This window comes from Halalkalicoccus tibetensis (genome assembly GCF_037996645.1).
GTDB lineage: Archaea > Halobacteriota > Halobacteria > Halobacteriales > Halalkalicoccaceae > Halalkalicoccus > Halalkalicoccus tibetensis.
In genome coordinates this window covers 95,650-111,323 of the sequence record NZ_JBBMXV010000002.1, presented here as the reverse complement: position 1 = coordinate 111,323, position 15,674 = coordinate 95,650, and the positions used below count along the sequence as shown (strand labels likewise).

Below are 15,674 nucleotides of genomic sequence, written 5' to 3'. Positions count from 1 at the left end.
GGGGACTAGAAACGTTCGGACGTGACAATCGAAGCGACTTCCAGGTCACGTAACCGGTTGACGTTGACCGCGAGCCCCGTCCGCTCGCTCACCCAAACCTGATCCGAGCCCTCCCCGACCACGTTCAGACCGGTCGGCGCGACCTCGCGCCCGTCATGCTCGAAGCTCGTATCGACGCTGACGCCGAGTTCGCGCTTGCGTTCGACCGGGACACAGGCCGTCAGCGACCCCGCCTCCCACGCCCCGAGCGCAGCCCGGATATCGGCCGAGCGAAGGCAGGGAAGGTCGGCCGTGACGGTCAGAACGGGCCGACCGACGCGTTCGAGCGCGTACGAGAGGTCCGCGACGTAGCCCTCGCCGGGCGTCTCGACGATCGGGACCCGTCCCTCGAGGTGCGCCCGGGTTTCGGGGGTGTGCGGCGAGGGAGCGGCGTACACGTCCTCGACGGCCGGCGCGACGGCGGAAAGCACCCGGTCGACCATCGCCCGCCCGCCGGCCTCGACCAGCGGCTTCTCGCCCATCCCGAGGCGGGTGCCCCGGCCCCCGCACATCACGAGAGCGTCCACACGACCACCCCCGCGTGGAGCGCGACGACCCGGCCGACCTCGTTTGCGGCGCCCAGCACGTCGCCGCTCACGCCGCCCAGTCGATGGGACGCCCAGGATCGGAGGAGAGCGCCCGATAGCGCCGCGCCCGCGACGGCCGCCAGCGCCGGCAGCGAGAGGAGAGTTATGGGAAAGGCGACGAGGAGGGGCCAGACGAGGGCCCGCCGTCCCCGACCGACGAACCGCGAGCCCATCCCCTCGTGGGCCGGCTCGCCGAGACAGATCAGGAACGCCATCGAGAGCTTCGCGCCGACCTCCGCGGCGAGGACGACCGCGGCGGCCGCCGCGAGCGGCAGCGCGGCCAGCGAGAGGCCCGCGAGCGCCAGCCCCACGAGCACGACGCCGAGCGCGAGGAGCGCACCGACGCCGACCGTCGTGTCGCGCATGACCTCGCGGCGTTCCTCGGGGGTGCCGTGGACGACCGCCGCGTCGCCCAGGTCCGCGACGCCGTCGGCGTGGTTGATCCCGGTAACGAGGTATATCGAGAGGAGGAAGGCGAGCGCGATCGTCGGGGCCGGCCCCGGGAGCAGGAACGGCACCGTGAGCAGCGCGCCCACGGCGTAACCGGCGAGCGGGAACGCGGCCGGCGTCCGGCGAAAGGCCTCCCAGGCGCGCTCGTCGCGGCCGACGGGAAGCCGGGTCAGGAAGCCGAGCGCGCCCCGTAGCGCGTCTAGGACCACGCGATCACCCCCGCGAGCAGGTAGGAAAGCGCGCCGGCGAGCGCGACGATCCGTACTCCGTGGCGCGCCTCGTCGACCGTCGGCAGCTCCCCGAGGCCGTTCAGGACGTAGACCCCGGGCTTCTCCAGTCGGACGTCGAGCGCCGCCGCGAGCGTCGCCATCGGCCAGCCGGAGTTGGGCGAGGGCGGCGCGCCGGCCCACTCGCGGGCCCGGGCGAGCGCCCCCGGGTTCCGGGCGGCGAGCGCGAGCAGGACGGCGCTCGCGCGTGCGGGCACCCACATGATCAGGTCGTCGAGGCGGGCGCTCGCGGTTCCGTGCGTTTTCTCGGGGTAGCCCAGCGTCGAATCGAGGGTGTTGACCGCCTTGATCCACGCCGCCCCGCCGGCCGCGAGCGAAAGCGAGAGCGGCGCGAGCAGAGCGAAGGCGAGAAGCGGCGCGACCAGCCCGTCGGCGAGGTTCTCGGCGCTGCTCTCGACGGCGGCGCTCCTGAGCTCGCCCGCCGAGAGCGCCTCGGGGTTGCGCCCGGCGAGCGCGGGCACCGCTTCGCGCGCGCCCGCGAGGTCGCGCTCGCTCGCGGCGATCACGTCGCGAGCCACGTCCAACAGCATTCGGAGGCTGGTCGAGGCGAACAGCGCGAGGCCGGCGAGGAGGATCCCCAGGAGGGGATCGAGGCGGCCCGCGAGCGCGACGAGCCCGATCACGGCTCCGGCGGCCAGCGCGGGAAGGAGGAGGGCGACGGCCAGCCCCGCCACGCGGGGTCGGCTCCACTCGCGATCCATGGGGCCGACGAGCCGGCCGAACCACGCGACGGGGTGGGCCCGTCGCGGGGGTTCGCCCAGCGAGAGCTCGAGGCCGACCGCGAGCGCGAGCGCGGCGAGCCCGGCGCTCATCGTTCCCCGAGCAGCTCGGGCACCCCCGTCAAACTCGTCCCGTCGAGGAGGATCGCCCGGCCCCCACACGCCTCGATCCCGCCGTCGGCCTCGGGCGAGTCCCCGACGTGGGTGAGGCCCTCGACGGGGGTACCGAGTTCGACGGCGATCGCCCCGAACGCCTTCGGGTGGGGCTTTCGCCAGCCACACGCCACGCTCGAGACGACCGCGTCGAACTCGCCCGGGAGCTCCGCGCGGATCAGCGTCCGTCGGACCAGTTCCGGCACGCTACAGTTGGAGAGCAGGCCGACGGGGCCGCCCTCGCGGGCCGCCTCGATCGCCTCGCGAGCACCCTTCCGGCGCTCGACCTCGGGATCGAACGCCGCGATCACGGCCCGCCGGGCCGCGTTCTCGGGGACCGCAACCCCGCGGGAGGCGAGCGCCCGCGAGACGTGGGCGTGAAGCGGCACCTCCGCGCCCTCGGGCGCGTCGATGTAGGGGGTTCGATAGGCCTCGTCCCAGTCGGCGGGAACGTCGACGCCGCGGGCCTCGAGCTCCGCGGCGATCGCGCGGGCGGGGTCGTCGGGCTTGGGCGCGTCGACGAGCGTCCCGAAGAGGTCGAACGAGACTGCCACTACCGTGTGGTTGGCGAAAGCGGACTTCAATCGCTCGGTGAGCGGATCACGTTCGCCTCCAGGTCGCGCGGGTAGTAGGTGAGGGGCTCGATACCCTCCTCGGTGATCGCGATCGTGTCCGAGTGGCGATAGCCCTCCGTCTCGGTGTAGATCCCCGGCTCGATCGTGTAGATCTGTCCCGGCCGCATCACGGCGTCGCCCGCGTCGTAGCTCGTCGCCTCGTTCTCACAGTGCTCGGCCCATCCCCGGTCGATGTACGGCGGCTCGTGGCCGCCCAGCCCGATGTTGTGGCCGACGTGGTGGCGGGCCAGATCCGCGATCCCCTGCTCCTCGAAGTAGCCCCACACTGCCTCGTCGACGTCGGCGACGGGCACCCCCGGCCCGAGCGCCTCGATGGCGATCGTCTGGGCCTCGAGCATCAGCTCGAAGTAGTGGGCCTGTTCGTCGGTGTAGTCGCCGACGAACATCGTCCGTTCGAGCTCGGAGCGATAGCCGTCGACGTTCGCGGTCGCACCAGTAATGAGAACGTCGCCCTCCCGTAGACGCTGATTGGGCGTGTGGCCGTGGGGCAGGGCCGTCTCATGGGCGCTGATGTAGCCCGCGTGGACGGGGCCGCTCGCGCGCACCCGCTCGACGAACCGGTCGCCGAGGGTGTCGAGCATCGCTCTGGAGGCCTCCATCGAGGCCCGCTGGCTCACGGTCGCGGGGTGGGCGCCGGGCTCGGTGAAGTCGGCGAGATAGCGATGCCCGAGGTTCGCCCACTTCGCCGACTCCCGAACGAGGTCGACCTCGGCCTCCGACTTCTCCCATCGCATCCGCGGGACCCACGACTGGGTTTCGACGTCGACGAAGCCCGAGAGCGCGGGGCCCTCGTAGCCCATCACGCCGGGCGCGCCGTCGGCGTCCGCGAGGACGGACTCGGCGCCCAACCCCCGAAGCATCTCCACTACCGTCTCGATCGGGTCGCCCCCGGGGTAGTCGAAGTAGCTGTGGACGCGGCCGATCCGCGGGTTCCCTTCGACCCGTTCGACCTCCAAGCGAGGGACGACGATCCCACACTCGTCGGGGGTGACCCCGAGGACGACGGGCCGCTCGGTCTGGACGTGGGCGAAGCCCGAGAGGTACTCGATGCTGGTCGCGTCGAACCAGACGCCGGCGTCGTGGTCGCTTTCGGCGATCCGATCACGGACGTCGGCGAGGCGCGTCTCGAACTCGCCGTCGGGGAGGCGTGTCGGCATACCACTGGGTTCGGCGAGTCCTCGCTTAAGCTCCCCGCCCCGCCGGCCCAGCGTTTACGTGTCCCTCCGCCGTCCCTCCCGTATGCAGGAGTTCGATCTGTTGATCGTCGGCGGGGGATCGGGGACGCAGGTGGGGTCGCTCGCGGCCGAACGGGGGATGAGCGTCGCGGTGTGCGAGCCGGGGCCGCTCGGCGGGGCCTGCATCACGCGGGGCTGTGTCCCCTCGAAGGCGCTGATCCGCCGCGCGGACCTCCTCCGGCAGTGTCGGGACGCCGATCGGCTGGGTCTCGACTGCGAGGTCGGCGACGTGGACCTGGGCGCGATCACCGGGGCGGTCCGCGAGACCGTCTACGAGAAGGCCGAGAACCAGGCCGAAAGCCTCCGCGGGTCGGACGACCACACCCTCTACGACGGGAAGGCGCGGTTCGTCGACGACCGGACCGTCGAGGTCGAGGGCCACGACGAGCGGGTCCGCGGCGAGCGGGTCGTCGTCGCGACCGGGACGAGCCCGACGGTCCCGCCCGTCGACGGCCTCGAGGAGGTCGAGTTCCTCACCAGCGACGACGCCCTCTACCTCGAGGAGCGGCCCGACGAGCTCGCGATCCTCGGCGGGGGGTACATCGCCGCCGAGCTGGGTCACTTCTACGCGGCGATCGGAAGCGAGGTGACGATCGTCCAGCGCGGCGACTCGCTGGTCCCCCGCGAGGACCCAGACGCCCGCGAGGCGGTCACGGAGGCCTTCGAGGCCCGCGAGCGCTGCACCCTCCACCTCGGCTGTGAGGCCACCGGGGTCGAGGAGCGCGACGACCGGATCGAGCTCCGCGCGGAGGGCGACGGGGAGGAGATCTCGATCGAGGCCGACGAGCTGCTGGTCGCCGCCGGACGGGAGCCCGCCACCGAGGAGCTCGCGCCCGGGGAGGGCGGCGTCGAGACCGACGACGCGGGGTTCATCGAGGTCGATGACGAACTCGCAACGAGCGCCGAGGGCGTCTGGGCGCTCGGCGACGTCGTCGGCGCGCCGCTGTTCAAGCACGCCGCGGACCACGAGGCGAAGGTAGTCGCGGCGAACGCCGTCATGGATCGGGAAGAAGCGATCGACTACTCGGGGATGGCCCACGCCGTCTTCACCGAGCCCCAGGTCGCGAGCTGCGGGCAGACGGAGGGCGAGCTCGAGGAGGAAGGCAGGGAGTACGAGAGCGCGCGCTTCGAGTACGGCGCGACCCCGATGGGCACGGTCGGGAAGGAAGAGGGGTTCGTGAAGGTCCTCGCCGATCCCGACGGAACTGTGTTGGGCTGTCACGTCGCCGGGCCCGAGGCCGCGACGTTGATCCACGAGGTCTCGGTCGCCGGGCGGGTCGGCGAGGGCACCGTCGAGGAGGTCGCCGAGTCGATCCACGTTCACCCCGCCATGAACGAGGCCGTGCTTGGCGCGTTCGACGAGCTGGCCGACCCGCTCCTCTCGACGGCACCAGACTGGAGCGACGTCTCGATGGAGTAGGCGGCGGGACTAAGGCTCCGGGGGCCGAAACGCCGCCATGAGCGACGACGGACTCCTCACGCGGCTGATGCGGGGCGGCTTTCGCGAACAGGAGCCCCGCCTGCGGATCGACTGGATGACCCACACCGACGAGCGGATCATGGAGCACCTCGACGAGCGCGGGTCGTCGGGGCCCGGGGCGATCGCCGCGTCCCTCGAGAAGAGCGAGGAGTACGTCGCCGACCGGTGTCGCCAGCTCGCGATCCGCGACTTGCTCGCGGCCGAGGGCGACGGGGAGTACCGCCTCTCCGAGCGCGGGCGGGGGTTCCTCGCGGGCGAGGTCGAGCCCGAGGAGCTGGCCGACGACGAGGACTGACCGCTACGATGCTCCCGCCGGTACACCTCGCGGTCGGCTATCTCTGTTACGCCGCGCTCGTCCGCTTCCGTGGGCATGGTGCGCCGGCCGAACGGGCGACCCTCGCCGCCCTGCTGGGCGCGGCGCTGCCCGACCTGATCGACAAGCCGATCCACTGGCTGGGGGTCGTCCCCGTCGGGCGCACGATCGGCCACTCGCTGCTGTTGGCCCTCCCGCTGGTCGCGCTCGTCTGGGTCCTCGCCCGGCGGGCGGGCGAGCGGGAACTCGGCGTCGCCTTCGCCGTGGGGATCCTCTCGCATATCGCGACCGACGTCCCCTGGCACCTGGTCTCGGGCGAGTACCACGAGCTCGGCTTCCTCCTCTGGCCGGTCACCCACATGCCCGAGTACACGGGAACGGCGACCCTCGGAACTCTCGCGGGCGTCGAGGTGACGACGCTGTGGATCGAGGCGGTGATCCTGGTTTGCGGGGTGGCGCTGTGGGTCGCCGACGGGACGCCAGGGGCGGGAGTAGTGAAGGAGCGACTGGGCGATTAGCGCTCCTCGTCGGGCCGCCGCGAGAGCCGGTCGAAGCGCGACTGGGCGCGCTCGCGGCGGCGCTCGCTCTCCCCCCGATCCGGGGTCAGCGCGACGACCTCGTCGTTTCGCAGCTCGATCTCGAGGACGGTCCCCTCGCCACAGTCGTCGGGGAGCTCCCCGGCGTCGAGGCGGCGCTCGTCGATCACCTCGCCCTCCGATTCGAGCAGGCAGACCGCGATCCCCTCCTCGATCCGGTCAACCGTCGCAGTGTAGGTCCCGTCACTCATGCGATCGCCCCCGTCGCTTCCACTTCGCTCGGCACACTCACTGCACTCGCCGCACTCGTCATACCCGTCGCCATCGGACGGACCGACTCGACCGCCCCGTCCTCGGCGGGCGGCTCGTCCTCGATCCCCGCGGGGTCGGTCGTGGCGTCCGTCCCGGACTCGATCGTGAACTCCTCTCCGTCGGATTCGAGCACGACCGAGCCGTGGACCGCGGTCCAGTAGGTCTCGATGCCGCGCTCGGCGAACGACTCGAGGACCTCGTCGTGGGGATGGCCGTACTGGGAGTCGTACGCGCTCGAGATCAGGGCGAGCTCGGGGTCGACCCGGTCGAGGAACGCGGGCGTCGAGCTCGTCGAGCTGCCGTGGTGGCCGGCGTGATAGACGTCGCTCGCGAGCTCGTCGCCGTACTCCTCGACCATGCGCTGCTCGGCGCCCTCCTCGGCGTCGCCGGTCGCGAGGAAGGAGCTCTCGCCGTGGCTCACCCGGAGCGCGAGGCTGTTGTCGTGGAGGTCGTCGGACTCGCGGTCGGCGGGCGGGTTGAGGACCGTCGCCCCGTCGGCGAGGGCGATCTCGTCGCCGGCTTGTGCCTCGATCAGGTCGACGCCGTGCTCGTCGACGGCGTCGAGGTAGTTCTCGTAGGTCTGACTCGTATGGGCGACGCCGGGATCCCACACCTGTCCGACGCCGTCGCGCTCGGTCTCGTAGTGCTCGATGACGGCCGCGTGCCCGCCGATGTGGTCCGCGTGTGCGTGCGTGCTCACGAGGTAGTCGATCCGATCGACGCCCTGTTCGTCGAGGTAGTCGATCACCCGATCCCCGTCGTCACGCCAGTCGCCGCTGTCGATCAGCATCGTCTCCTCGGGCCCGACGAGCAGGGTCGCGTCGGCCTGTCCGACGTCGATCGCGTGGATCTCGAGGGTGCCGCCGGCGTCGTCAGTCCCGACGTCCGTTTCGGATTGATCGTCGTCCTCGTCGTCAGTGCCGTCCGTTTCGGCGTCCTCGCCCATCGTTTCCGCGTCGTTGGGCCCCGCCTCGTCGTCGCTGTCGGCGCCGCCGGCTCCCATGCCGCCACAGCCCGCGACGACGACCATCAGCGAGACGCCGAGGATCATCAGCACCCGTCGCATCGTTGGCTTCCGCTGGCCGCTCATACCGATGCGTTACGCCCCGTCGTGATATACGTTGCCGGTCGACGCCGCCCGGGATCCCGGCCCTCGACCCGTGTCACGGCGATCGGTCGATAGGGATCGACGAACGATCGTCGATCCCGATCGCTCTACATCGTCGGACAGTAACGATCGCGTGACGACGGTAGTCGATGGCGCGCTGCCGCCGAACGTTCCCCACCCGTATCCGCCCGTGGCCGTCTCTCGGCTCCCCTCGGGGTATACCGTCCGAGCCGTGAACCGGAACTACAGCCCCTCTCCATACTACTATTGTCGGTATGGAGTAGAATATATATTTAATACGGAATGTATTTAGCAACGAGCGTCGTATCGAACGGTAATGGGGGCTCCACCGACGCTCGACCCGGACGGGCTCGTCCTCGCCCGGTTACCAGCACCGATTTCGTCGGAGACGACCCGCCTCGCGGTCCTCTCGGACGTTCACATCGCCACCGAGGCGGAGGGTACGGACCGGCTGTTCCATCGGACGGAGGACCGGCTCGCGACCGCCGTCGACCGCCTCAACCGCTCGGAGCCGGATCTCGTGTTGTTCTGTGGCGACCTCACGAAGGACGGCGAGCCGTGGAACTTCGACCGGTTCGACGAGCTGGTCGCGGCGCTCGATCCGCCCCACGTCGTGACGCCGGGCAACCACGACGTCCCGAAGTCGTCCGACGAACACCGGACGCCGGCGGTAGCGGCCTTCGAACGCCGGTATACGCCGGGGTCGCTCCCCCTCGTCGAACGTGTCGGCGGTATCGATCTGGTGGTCTGCAACAGCGCGTCCCTCCCCGACGGCTCGCTGTCCGACACCCACGAGGGGGAGGTCTCCGGGGAGCAACTGTCCTGGCTCGAGGAGACGCTTCCGAGGCTGTCGAACCCGGTCGTCGCGATACATCACAACGTCGTTCCCGTGATGGGAAGCGCCCTCGCGAACCGCCCGCCCTGGCGGACGTTCACCCTCCGGAACCGGGAGGCCGTCAGCTCCCTCCTGGCTCGGTACGACGTCCCCCTGGTGATCTCCGGCCATCATCACGTCCCGTCACTCGCCCGCCGGTCCGGGATCACGCAGCTCATCGCGCCCGCGGCCTGCGCGTACCCGCAGGCACACCTCCTGCTGGAGATCGACCCGTCGGGAACGACGGTACGGATGATCCCGCACGCGGACCGGGACCAGCAGCTCGAAGCGTACGAGGCGATGCAGGCAAACGAGCTTCGGCGCGTCTTCAGGAGCCTGGTCGGGGCGACCATCGAGACCGCGCCGGTCGTCGACGAACCCTCGCAGCCGTCCCTCGAACCGGCCGGCAGTTACGCACAGCCCTGAACAGATGGGGCCGTTCAGCAACCCGTTGAGGAACGCCTCCCTTCGGACGCATCTGAGTCACGCCCTCCTCGTCATCGGCTGTCTCCTCCACTGGGTCGTCGCACGGCTCTCGGAACTGTGGGGTCGTGACCCGTCGCTGTGGGTGTTCGGTGCGCGCTCCGGTGAGGCGTTCGCTGACAACGCGAAATACCTGTATCTGCACGTCGCGTCCACCCATCCCGAGATCCGGCCCGTCTGGCTCTCGAAGGACCGAGCGGCCGTCCGCGACCTCCGGGAACGGGGCTACGAGGCCCACCACGTCCACTCGCCGCGAGGGGTGTATCTCAACCTCCGGGCCGGCGCCGTCCTCGTCACACACGGGCTCCGGGACGTCAACCTGTGGTGCTCGGGCGGGGCGAAGGCGGTCATGCTGTGGCACGGGACGGCCCTCAAACACGTCTCGTGGGACGCCCATTTCCCCGACGAGCCGCTGCCGGTTCGGCTGGCCCACGGCTACACCCATCGGACGCTCGATCTCGTCACCGTCACCGCGGAATCGATGGTGCCGGTGTTCGCCTCCGCGTTCCGGATCGACCCGGCGAGGATCGTCGCCACGGGCTATCCGCGCAACGACGCGCTCTTCGAGCCGACGCCGGGCGCCGAGATCGGGATCGATCAGTCCGTTCACCGTCGGGTCGAGCGGCTCGCGGCGGAGCACACCGTCCTCCTGTATCTCCCGACGTTCCGCGATTCCTCGGAGTCGACCGCGCTCGACGTGCTTGACCTCCCCGCGCTCGGAGGGTTGCTCGAGCGCCACGACGCGTACCTCCTCGTCAAGAGCCACCCCAACGAGGCCATCGACCCCGACGCCGTCCCGTCGGAGCGCGTCGTCCCTCTCCCGGAGACGGCCGACAGCCACCTGCTGCTCCCGTACGCCGACGCGCTGATCTCCGACTACTCGTCGGTGGTCTTCGACTACCTGCTGCTCGATCGTCCCGTGGTGTTCTACGCCCACGACCTCGAGGAGTACCGGGACGAGCGGGGGTTCTACTTCGAGTACGAGGACGTCACGCCGGGACCCGTCGCACGGAGCTCGCCAGCGTTCCTCCGTTCGATCGAGCGGGTCCTCGCCGGCGCCGATCCGTACGCCGACGAACGGGCGCGGGTACGCGAGCGGTTCTGTCATACGGACGAAAACCGCTCGGAGGCCGTCTACGAGGCGGCGTGGCGGCTCCTCCCACCGGCGCCATCGAAGCCCGCTGACTCCTCGCTCGCCAGCAGACTACAGCGGTTCGGGGACTGAGCCGACGATCATGCCTATCGGGTGGCGGTCGCTGGAGGTCCGACGGCCGTAAAAGGTCGCAACGGTAGTCCGCCCTCCCCGATTTGAACGGGGGGCAAGCCGATCTACAGTCGGCTGCTCTACCAGTCTGAGCTAAGGGCGGGCAGCACCTACTGGTCATGCGGTTTCGGACTTAAGGGTTGTTATTCGCCCGACGCCACTGCCGCGTTCGACCCGCGACCGACGCCCGTCCGACGCGGAGCCTAAACGTTCAAATACTCGGGCTCGCTATGGAATTATAGTCGATGAGCAAGATCACCTTCCGCGCGGACGACGACCTCGTCGCCCGCATCGAGGCGATGGACGCCTCGAAGAGCGAGGTCATGCGCGAGGCCCTCCGCGCGTACTTCGGCTCCGACTCCGTCGGGGCGCCGACGGGGTCGGGGTCGCTGGACACGCTCATCACCGACCGGATCGACGAGCGGATCGACGAACGGCTCGGGAACGGAACGGACGTAAACATCACCGTCTCGGTCGAGGACGACCGGATACGGACGGCCGACCCGGGGCCACCGGCCGACGACACCCCCGTTTCCGCCCCCGCCCGAGAGCACAGCTGCGCCCAGTGTGGCGAGACGCTCGACGACGATCACGTCTACTGCCCGAACTGCGGCGAGAAGGCCGACGAGCCGGCCCTCTGTGAGTGTGGTGTCGAGCTGCGTACCGACTGGGCGTTCTGTCCGTCCTGCGGGCGTCGGACGCCCGCGGCGGACGTCCTCGACCGGTGACGTCGTACATCGGCCGGTAGTTTTAATAGTTTACGGGGTCACCCTGTTGCCATGTAAGACACGTCTTACGCACCAGCCACTCACTCGTCACGGATGGGGCGGGTCTGGCTGCTGTGTAAGACACGATGGCCGCCGATCCGGTCCTCGTCTTACGCCAGGGGAAGATACCATGGAACGTGTGACACTGCGAATCCCGGAACAGCAGATAGAAGAGGTAGAACAGATGGTCGAGACGGGGCAGTTCCCCAACCGCAGCGAGGCGATCCGCGCCGCGGTTCGGGAGATGCTCGACGAACGGGGCGTGAGCCAGGACGCCCAAGGGTCCGAACGGACATGGGCGAAGGTGTGATCGATGCAGGACATCGTTCGTGACGCGCTCGACAACGCCGAGGAAGAACAGAAACGGAAGAGCGAGCTGAGCGAGGCCGACGAGTTCGGCGATCCTCGTATAGTGATCGTCGGCTGTGGCGGCGCCGGCAACAACACGGTCAACCGGCTGTACAACATCGGCGTCGACGGCGCCGAGACGGTCGCGATCAACACCGACAAACAGCACCTCCAGATGATCGAGGCCGACACGAAGATCCTCGTCGGCAAGTCCCTGACCAACGGGCTCGGTGCCGGCGGCGACCCCGAGATGGGCGAGCGCGCCACCGAGATGGCCACGGGCACGATCGAGGAGGTCCTCGGCGACGCCGACCTCGTCTTCGTTACTGCCGGTATGGGCGGCGGCACCGGCACCGGCGCCGCGCCCGTCGTCTCGAAGATCGCCAAAAGCCAGGGCGCGATCGTCGTCGGCATGGTCTCGACGCCGTTCAACGTCGAGCGCGCCCGTACGGTGAAAGCCGAGGAGGGCCTCGAGAAGCTCCGTAACGAGGCCGACTCGATCATCGTGCTCGACAACAACCGCCTGCTCGACTACGTCCCGAACCTACCCATCGGAAAGGCGTTCTCGGTGATGGACCAGATCATCGCCGAGACCGTCAAGGGGATCAGCGAGACGATCACCCAGCCCTCGCTGATCAACCTCGACTACGCCGACATGACCGCGATCATGAACCAGGGCGGCGTCGCGGTGATGCTCGTCGGCGAGACCCAGGACAAGAACAAGACCGAGGAGGTCGTCAACGACGCGATGAACCACCCGCTGCTGGACGTCGACTATCGCGGCGCCTCGGGCGGGCTCGTCCACATCACCGGCGGCCCCGACCTCACGCTGAAGGAAGCAGAGGGCATCGCGGACAACATCACCGAACGCCTGGAGGCCAGCGCCAACGTCATCTGGGGCGCGCGCATCCAGGAGGAGTACAAGGGCAAGGTGCGAGTGATGGCGATCATGACGGGCGTTCAGAGCGCCCAGATCCTCGGGCCGAGCACGCAGAAGCAGGCCGACCGCTCGCGGGCCTCGATCGACGGCCGGCAGGTCGACGCCGGCGCCCAGAGCGACGGCGGCCAGGACGAACGCGAGAAGAACAACGGGCTGGACGTCATCCGCTGACGCGACGGCCCTCCTCTCTTCCCGCCCTCCCTTTTCGACGGCCAGCCGGCGGCTCGCCCCGATGGCGAACGCCTATGGCCCGTCGGACGCGTGTCTCCCGGCATGGACGCGCTCGTCTTCGCCGCGGGCCGCGGCACGCGGCTCCGACCCCACACCGACGACGTACCGAAACCCCTGCTACAGGTGGCCGGCGAGCCCCTGCTCGCGCACTGTCTGCGCGCGGCCGTCGACTACGTCGACCGAATCGTCTTAGTCGTCGGCTACCGGGACGCGGAAATCGAGGCGCGATTCGGCGACGAGTTCTCCGGAATCCCGATCGAGTACGCCCGCCAGGAGAGCCGCGAGGGGCTGGCCCACGCTGTGCTCGCGGCCGAAGAGTACGTCGAGGGCGACGTGCTGACGATCAACGGCGACAACGTCTTCGAGGGCGACCTCTCCGGACTCGTCGACCGTCATCACGAGCCCGGCGTCGACGGGACCGTCCTGCTCGATCGGGTCGAGCGCAACGAGGCCGAGGCGACCGCGCGCTGTGACCTCGCGGAGGACGGCACGATCCGCGGGATCGAGACCGCCGTCGGCGAGGCGCCCGAGGCGGGCTACATCGCCGCCGGCGCCCAGACACATGACGGGACGGCGCTGCTCGACGCCTGCCGGTCGGTCGAGCGCTCGAAGAACGACGAGTACGAGCTGACCGAGGCGCTCGCCTCGCTCGTCGAACAGGGGCGGTACGTCGGCGTCGAACCCGACGGCTGGCATCTGAACGTCAACACCCCGGCGGATCTCGACGAAGCGCGGCGGCGTTTCGCGGGGGAGTGAGCGCCGTCGCGAGCGCTTTCGGTCTCTACTGTCCTACCAGCGGTGGTGGACCGCCGGCGCGACGTGGCGGTCGTAGACGTCCCGCACTGCCCGGTGCTGTGCGTCGTCCGGCGCCGGGAGGTCGGCGGCCGCGACGTTCTGTTCGATGTGCTCGGGGTTCGTCGAGCCGGGGATCACCGTGCTGACGGCGTCGAAGCTCAGGATCCAGCGCAGCGCGAACTGCGCCATCGTCGCGTCCTCGGGGACGATCGGGCGGAGCTCCTCGACGGCCGCGACGCCCGCCTCGAGGGGGACGCCCGCGAACGTCTCGCCGCGGTCGAACGCCTCGCCCTCGCGGTTGTAGTTTCGGTGGTCGTCCTCCGGGAACTCGTCATCGGCGTCGATGGCTCCCGTCAGCAGGCCCGAGGCCAGTGGCACGCGCACGATCACGCCGACGTCGCGGCGTTTGGCCTCGCGGAAGAACAGCTCCGCGGGGCGCTGGCGGAACGGGTTGAAGATCATCTGCACCGTCTGCACGCCGGGATACTCGATGGCCTTCAGTCCCTCCTCGACCGTCTCGACGCTGACGCCGTACTCCTCGATCCGGCCCTCCGAGACGAGGCCCTCGAGCGCGTCGAAGACTTCGGGTCGGTAGTAGGCCTCCGTGGGCGGGCAGTGCAGTTGAAGCAGGTCGATCGTCTCGGTCGCGAGATTCTCCCGGCTCCGGTCGACGAAGGTTCTCAGGCTTTCCTCGGTGTAGCCCTCGACCTCGTGGGGCGAGAGCCGGCGGCCGGCCTTGGTGGCGACGACCGGCTCCTCCTCACGCTCCTCGAGGACGGCCGCGATGTGGCGCTCGCTGCGGCCGTCGCCGTAGACGTCGGCCGTGTCGATGAAGTCGACGCCGGCGTCGAGCGCGGCGCGGATCGCCCGTTTTCCCTCCTCGTCGGAGACGTCGCCCCAATCCGAGCCGACCTGCCAGGTTCCGAGGCCGATCTCCGAGACGGTCCAGCCGGTGCGTCCGAGCGGGCGCTGTCGCATACCTCGACCATCGACGCCAGGCGCTTGTAGCTTCGCCTACACCGCCTCGATCGCTTCCAGAAGCGAGCACTTCCGACAGACCTCCCTCGTGGTGGTCGAGCCACACCGCTCGCACTCCCGCAGATCGGCGCTCCGCTCGTCGAGCTCCTCCGAGACGATTCCTCCTAACTCCTCGTAGCCGGCCATGATCGAGTGGCGCGTTCCCGGGTGGTTCTCCTCGAGATCGTAGAGCAGGCGCTGGATCTCGCCGCGATACGCCTCGCTCGAATGCGGGCACTCGGTGATGTGGGCCGGCAGGTCGGCGAGGTGGGCGTACAGCGCGACCTCCTTCTCGGGGACGTCTCGCAAGGGCTTCGCGCGCGGGACGAACTCGTCGCCCTCAGTCCGTGTTCGCGGACTCCGCCCGCTCCCGTTCGAGGAACTCCGTTCCTCGCGCTCCTCGAACCCGCCCAGCGAGGCGTCGAAGTGCTTCGCGATCTGGGCGACGTCGCCCTCGAGGAAGTTCATCAGGGCGGTCTGGGCCTCGTCGTCGAGGTTATGGCCCGTCAGTAGCTTGTCGGCGCCCAGCTCCTCGGCGTATCGTGAGAGGACGTCCCGGCGGAACACGCCGCAGTAGGCGCAGGCGGCCATGTTCTCGGGGTCGTCCTCGACGACGTCGTCCATCCGAACGCCGAACTCGTCCTCGTAGGTAACGACCTCGTGGCGGATCCCGATCTCCTCGGCGAGCTCCTCGCAGGCTTCCAGGCTCTCGTCGCGGTAGCCCTCGATCCCCTCGTGGATCGTCAGGCCGACGATCTCGACGCGGGGGTCCTTCGCGAACGTCTCGTGGAGGATCTGGGTCAGCACGACGCTGTCCTTCCCCCCCGAGAGGCCGATCACCCAGGTCTCGGGCTCCTCGGGGGTCGCGCCGTCCGAGAGCAGCGAGTCCTCGCGGACCCGCTTTCGCACCCGGCGGTCGACCGACTCGAGGAAGTGGGCCTCACAGAGGTGGGCCCCGGAGTACGCCGCGTGCATGACCGCCTCGCGGTCGCACTTCGTACACTCCATCGCCCGACCCTTGCCCACCTCGGCGTATGACGGTTTCGCTCCGAGGGGGTTTTGGCCTCCCGCGAACAAAGG

18 protein-coding genes and 1 tRNA gene are annotated in these 15,674 nt (G+C 69.7%); 9 read left to right on the top strand and 10 right to left on the bottom strand.

Annotated features, from left to right (window positions below; all coding sequences use genetic code 11):
* Nucleotides 1–5: 5 nt before the first annotated feature.
* Genes WOA58_RS05840 through WOA58_RS05820 form a run of 5 tightly spaced genes read right to left on the bottom strand, consistent with a single transcriptional unit; the run spans nucleotide 6 to nucleotide 4,027 of the window.
* Nucleotides 6–551 carry an NTP transferase domain-containing protein gene (locus WOA58_RS05840; protein WP_340603746.1) on the bottom strand — a complete coding sequence of 182 codons (546 nt, stop codon included), beginning with the start codon at nucleotides 549–551 and terminating at the stop codon, nucleotides 6–8.
* Entirely contained in the window at nucleotides 551–1,285 is a 735-nt protein-coding gene (gene cobS, locus WOA58_RS05835; protein ID WP_340603236.1) for an adenosylcobinamide-GDP ribazoletransferase, read from the bottom strand. The genes WOA58_RS05840 and cobS overlap by 1 nt, the downstream gene beginning before the upstream one ends.
* Complete coding sequence (gene cbiB, locus WOA58_RS05830) at nucleotides 1,276–2,175, bottom strand: adenosylcobinamide-phosphate synthase CbiB (RefSeq protein ID WP_340603235.1); 900 nt, start codon at nucleotides 2,173–2,175, stop codon at nucleotides 1,276–1,278. Before cbiB ends, cobS begins: the two co-directional genes overlap by 10 nt.
* Entirely contained in the window at nucleotides 2,172–2,789 is a 618-nt protein-coding gene (locus WOA58_RS05825) for an HAD family hydrolase (RefSeq protein WP_340603234.1), read from the bottom strand. Before WOA58_RS05825 ends, cbiB begins: the two co-directional genes overlap by 4 nt.
* Before the next feature lie 26 nt (nucleotides 2,790–2,815).
* A complete protein-coding gene (locus WOA58_RS05820; RefSeq protein WP_340603233.1) occupies nucleotides 2,816–4,027 on the bottom strand; it encodes a M24 family metallopeptidase in 1,212 nt (403 codons plus the stop codon).
* An 82-nt stretch (nucleotides 4,028–4,109) separates the two neighbouring features.
* Here WOA58_RS05820 and WOA58_RS05815 point away from each other — a divergent pair, with 82 nt between their 5' ends.
* From WOA58_RS05815 to WOA58_RS05805, 3 genes are read left to right on the top strand one after another with little or no spacing between them, the layout of a single operon-like run.
* A complete protein-coding gene (locus WOA58_RS05815; RefSeq protein WP_340603232.1) occupies nucleotides 4,110–5,525 on the top strand; it encodes a dihydrolipoyl dehydrogenase family protein in 1,416 nt (471 codons plus the stop codon).
* A 37-nt stretch (nucleotides 5,526–5,562) separates the two neighbouring features.
* Nucleotides 5,563–5,880 (top strand): phage repressor protein, encoded by a 318-nt coding sequence (locus WOA58_RS05810; RefSeq protein ID WP_340603231.1) that lies wholly within the window; start codon nucleotides 5,563–5,565, stop codon nucleotides 5,878–5,880.
* Between the two features lie 8 nt (nucleotides 5,881–5,888).
* The gene (locus tag WOA58_RS05805; protein WP_340603230.1) at nucleotides 5,889–6,416 is read left to right on the top strand and encodes a metal-dependent hydrolase; all 528 of its coding nucleotides are present in this window, start codon (nucleotides 5,889–5,891) and stop codon (nucleotides 6,414–6,416) included.
* Here WOA58_RS05805 and WOA58_RS05800 read toward each other — a convergent pair.
* Both WOA58_RS05800 and WOA58_RS05795 read right to left on the bottom strand, forming a co-directional pair.
* Nucleotides 6,413–6,685, bottom strand: a complete 273-nt coding sequence (locus WOA58_RS05800; protein WP_340603229.1) for a DUF3006 domain-containing protein — start codon at nucleotides 6,683–6,685, stop codon at nucleotides 6,413–6,415. The genes WOA58_RS05805 and WOA58_RS05800 overlap by 4 nt on opposite strands.
* Nucleotides 6,682–7,836: a ComEC/Rec2 family competence protein gene (locus tag WOA58_RS05795; RefSeq protein WP_340603228.1), complete on the bottom strand. Its 1,155-nt coding sequence runs from the start codon at nucleotides 7,834–7,836 to the stop codon at nucleotides 6,682–6,684. Before WOA58_RS05795 ends, WOA58_RS05800 begins: the two co-directional genes overlap by 4 nt.
* 355 nt (nucleotides 7,837–8,191) lie before the next feature.
* Between WOA58_RS05795 and WOA58_RS05790 the strand changes: the two genes are divergently transcribed.
* Nucleotides 8,192–9,175, top strand: a complete 984-nt coding sequence (locus WOA58_RS05790) for a metallophosphoesterase family protein (RefSeq protein WP_340603227.1) — start codon at nucleotides 8,192–8,194, stop codon at nucleotides 9,173–9,175.
* A 25-nt stretch (nucleotides 9,176–9,200) separates the two neighbouring features.
* The gene (locus tag WOA58_RS05785) at nucleotides 9,201–10,457 is read left to right on the top strand and encodes a CDP-glycerol glycerophosphotransferase family protein (protein WP_340603226.1); all 1,257 of its coding nucleotides are present in this window, start codon (nucleotides 9,201–9,203) and stop codon (nucleotides 10,455–10,457) included.
* Between the two features lie 68 nt (nucleotides 10,458–10,525).
* Here the strand turns inward: WOA58_RS05785 and WOA58_RS05780 are convergent.
* Nucleotides 10,526–10,599: transfer RNA gene (locus tag WOA58_RS05780), tRNA-Tyr, on the bottom strand.
* Nucleotides 10,600–10,741: 142 nt separating this feature from the next.
* Between WOA58_RS05780 and WOA58_RS05775 the strand changes: the two genes are divergently transcribed.
* From WOA58_RS05775 to WOA58_RS05760, 4 genes are all read left to right on the top strand, one after another.
* Nucleotides 10,742–11,224, top strand: coding sequence for a double zinc ribbon domain-containing protein (locus WOA58_RS05775; protein ID WP_340603225.1), 483 nt, complete (start codon nucleotides 10,742–10,744; stop codon nucleotides 11,222–11,224).
* A gap of 169 nt (nucleotides 11,225–11,393) precedes the next feature.
* On the top strand, nucleotides 11,394–11,573 hold the full coding sequence (locus tag WOA58_RS05770) for a ribbon-helix-helix domain-containing protein (protein WP_340603224.1): 180 nt from the start codon (nucleotides 11,394–11,396) through the stop codon (nucleotides 11,571–11,573).
* A gap of 3 nt (nucleotides 11,574–11,576) precedes the next feature.
* Complete coding sequence (gene ftsZ, locus WOA58_RS05765; protein WP_340603223.1) at nucleotides 11,577–12,722, top strand: cell division protein FtsZ; 1,146 nt, start codon at nucleotides 11,577–11,579, stop codon at nucleotides 12,720–12,722.
* A 102-nt stretch (nucleotides 12,723–12,824) separates the two neighbouring features.
* Nucleotides 12,825–13,538, top strand: a complete 714-nt coding sequence (locus tag WOA58_RS05760; RefSeq protein ID WP_340603222.1) for a nucleotidyltransferase family protein — start codon at nucleotides 12,825–12,827, stop codon at nucleotides 13,536–13,538.
* A 33-nt stretch (nucleotides 13,539–13,571) separates the two neighbouring features.
* Here WOA58_RS05760 and WOA58_RS05755 read toward each other — a convergent pair whose 3' ends face one another.
* Together WOA58_RS05755 and ncsA are read right to left on the bottom strand one after the other, a co-directional pair.
* A complete protein-coding gene (locus tag WOA58_RS05755; RefSeq protein WP_340603221.1) occupies nucleotides 13,572–14,555 on the bottom strand; it encodes an aldo/keto reductase in 984 nt (327 codons plus the stop codon).
* A gap of 36 nt (nucleotides 14,556–14,591) precedes the next feature.
* The gene (gene ncsA, locus WOA58_RS05750) at nucleotides 14,592–15,602 is read right to left on the bottom strand and encodes a tRNA 2-thiolation protein NcsA (RefSeq protein WP_340603220.1); all 1,011 of its coding nucleotides are present in this window, start codon (nucleotides 15,600–15,602) and stop codon (nucleotides 14,592–14,594) included.
* Nucleotides 15,603–15,674: the final 72 nt, after the last annotated feature.

Coding starts and splice junctions, on each gene's coding strand:
- WOA58_RS05815 (WP_340603232.1), top strand. CDS start 4,110: ATGCAGGAGTTCGATCTGTTGATCGTCGGCGGGGGATCGGGGACGCAG.
- WOA58_RS05810 (WP_340603231.1), top strand. CDS start 5,563: ATGAGCGACGACGGACTCCTCACGCGGCTGATGCGGGGCGGCTTTCGC.
- WOA58_RS05805 (WP_340603230.1), top strand. CDS start 5,889: ATGCTCCCGCCGGTACACCTCGCGGTCGGCTATCTCTGTTACGCCGCG.
- WOA58_RS05775 (WP_340603225.1), top strand. CDS start 10,742: ATGAGCAAGATCACCTTCCGCGCGGACGACGACCTCGTCGCCCGCATC.
- ftsZ (WP_340603223.1), top strand. CDS start 11,577: ATGCAGGACATCGTTCGTGACGCGCTCGACAACGCCGAGGAAGAACAG.
- WOA58_RS05755 (WP_340603221.1), bottom strand. CDS start 14,555: ATGCGACAGCGCCCGCTCGGACGCACCGGCTGGACCGTCTCGGAGATC.
- WOA58_RS05840 (WP_340603746.1), bottom strand. CDS start 551: ATGTGCGGGGGCCGGGGCACCCGCCTCGGGATGGGCGAGAAGCCGCTG.
- ncsA (WP_340603220.1), bottom strand. CDS start 15,602: ATGGAGTGTACGAAGTGCGACCGCGAGGCGGTCATGCACGCGGCGTAC.
- WOA58_RS05795 (WP_340603228.1), bottom strand. CDS start 7,836: ATGAGCGGCCAGCGGAAGCCAACGATGCGACGGGTGCTGATGATCCTC.
- WOA58_RS05820 (WP_340603233.1), bottom strand. CDS start 4,027: ATGCCGACACGCCTCCCCGACGGCGAGTTCGAGACGCGCCTCGCCGAC.
- WOA58_RS05790 (WP_340603227.1), top strand. CDS start 8,192: ATGGGGGCTCCACCGACGCTCGACCCGGACGGGCTCGTCCTCGCCCGG.
- WOA58_RS05770 (WP_340603224.1), top strand. CDS start 11,394: ATGGAACGTGTGACACTGCGAATCCCGGAACAGCAGATAGAAGAGGTA.
- cbiB (WP_340603235.1), bottom strand. CDS start 2,175: ATGAGCGCCGGGCTCGCCGCGCTCGCGCTCGCGGTCGGCCTCGAGCTC.
- WOA58_RS05760 (WP_340603222.1), top strand. CDS start 12,825: ATGGACGCGCTCGTCTTCGCCGCGGGCCGCGGCACGCGGCTCCGACCC.
- WOA58_RS05800 (WP_340603229.1), bottom strand. CDS start 6,685: ATGAGTGACGGGACCTACACTGCGACGGTTGACCGGATCGAGGAGGGG.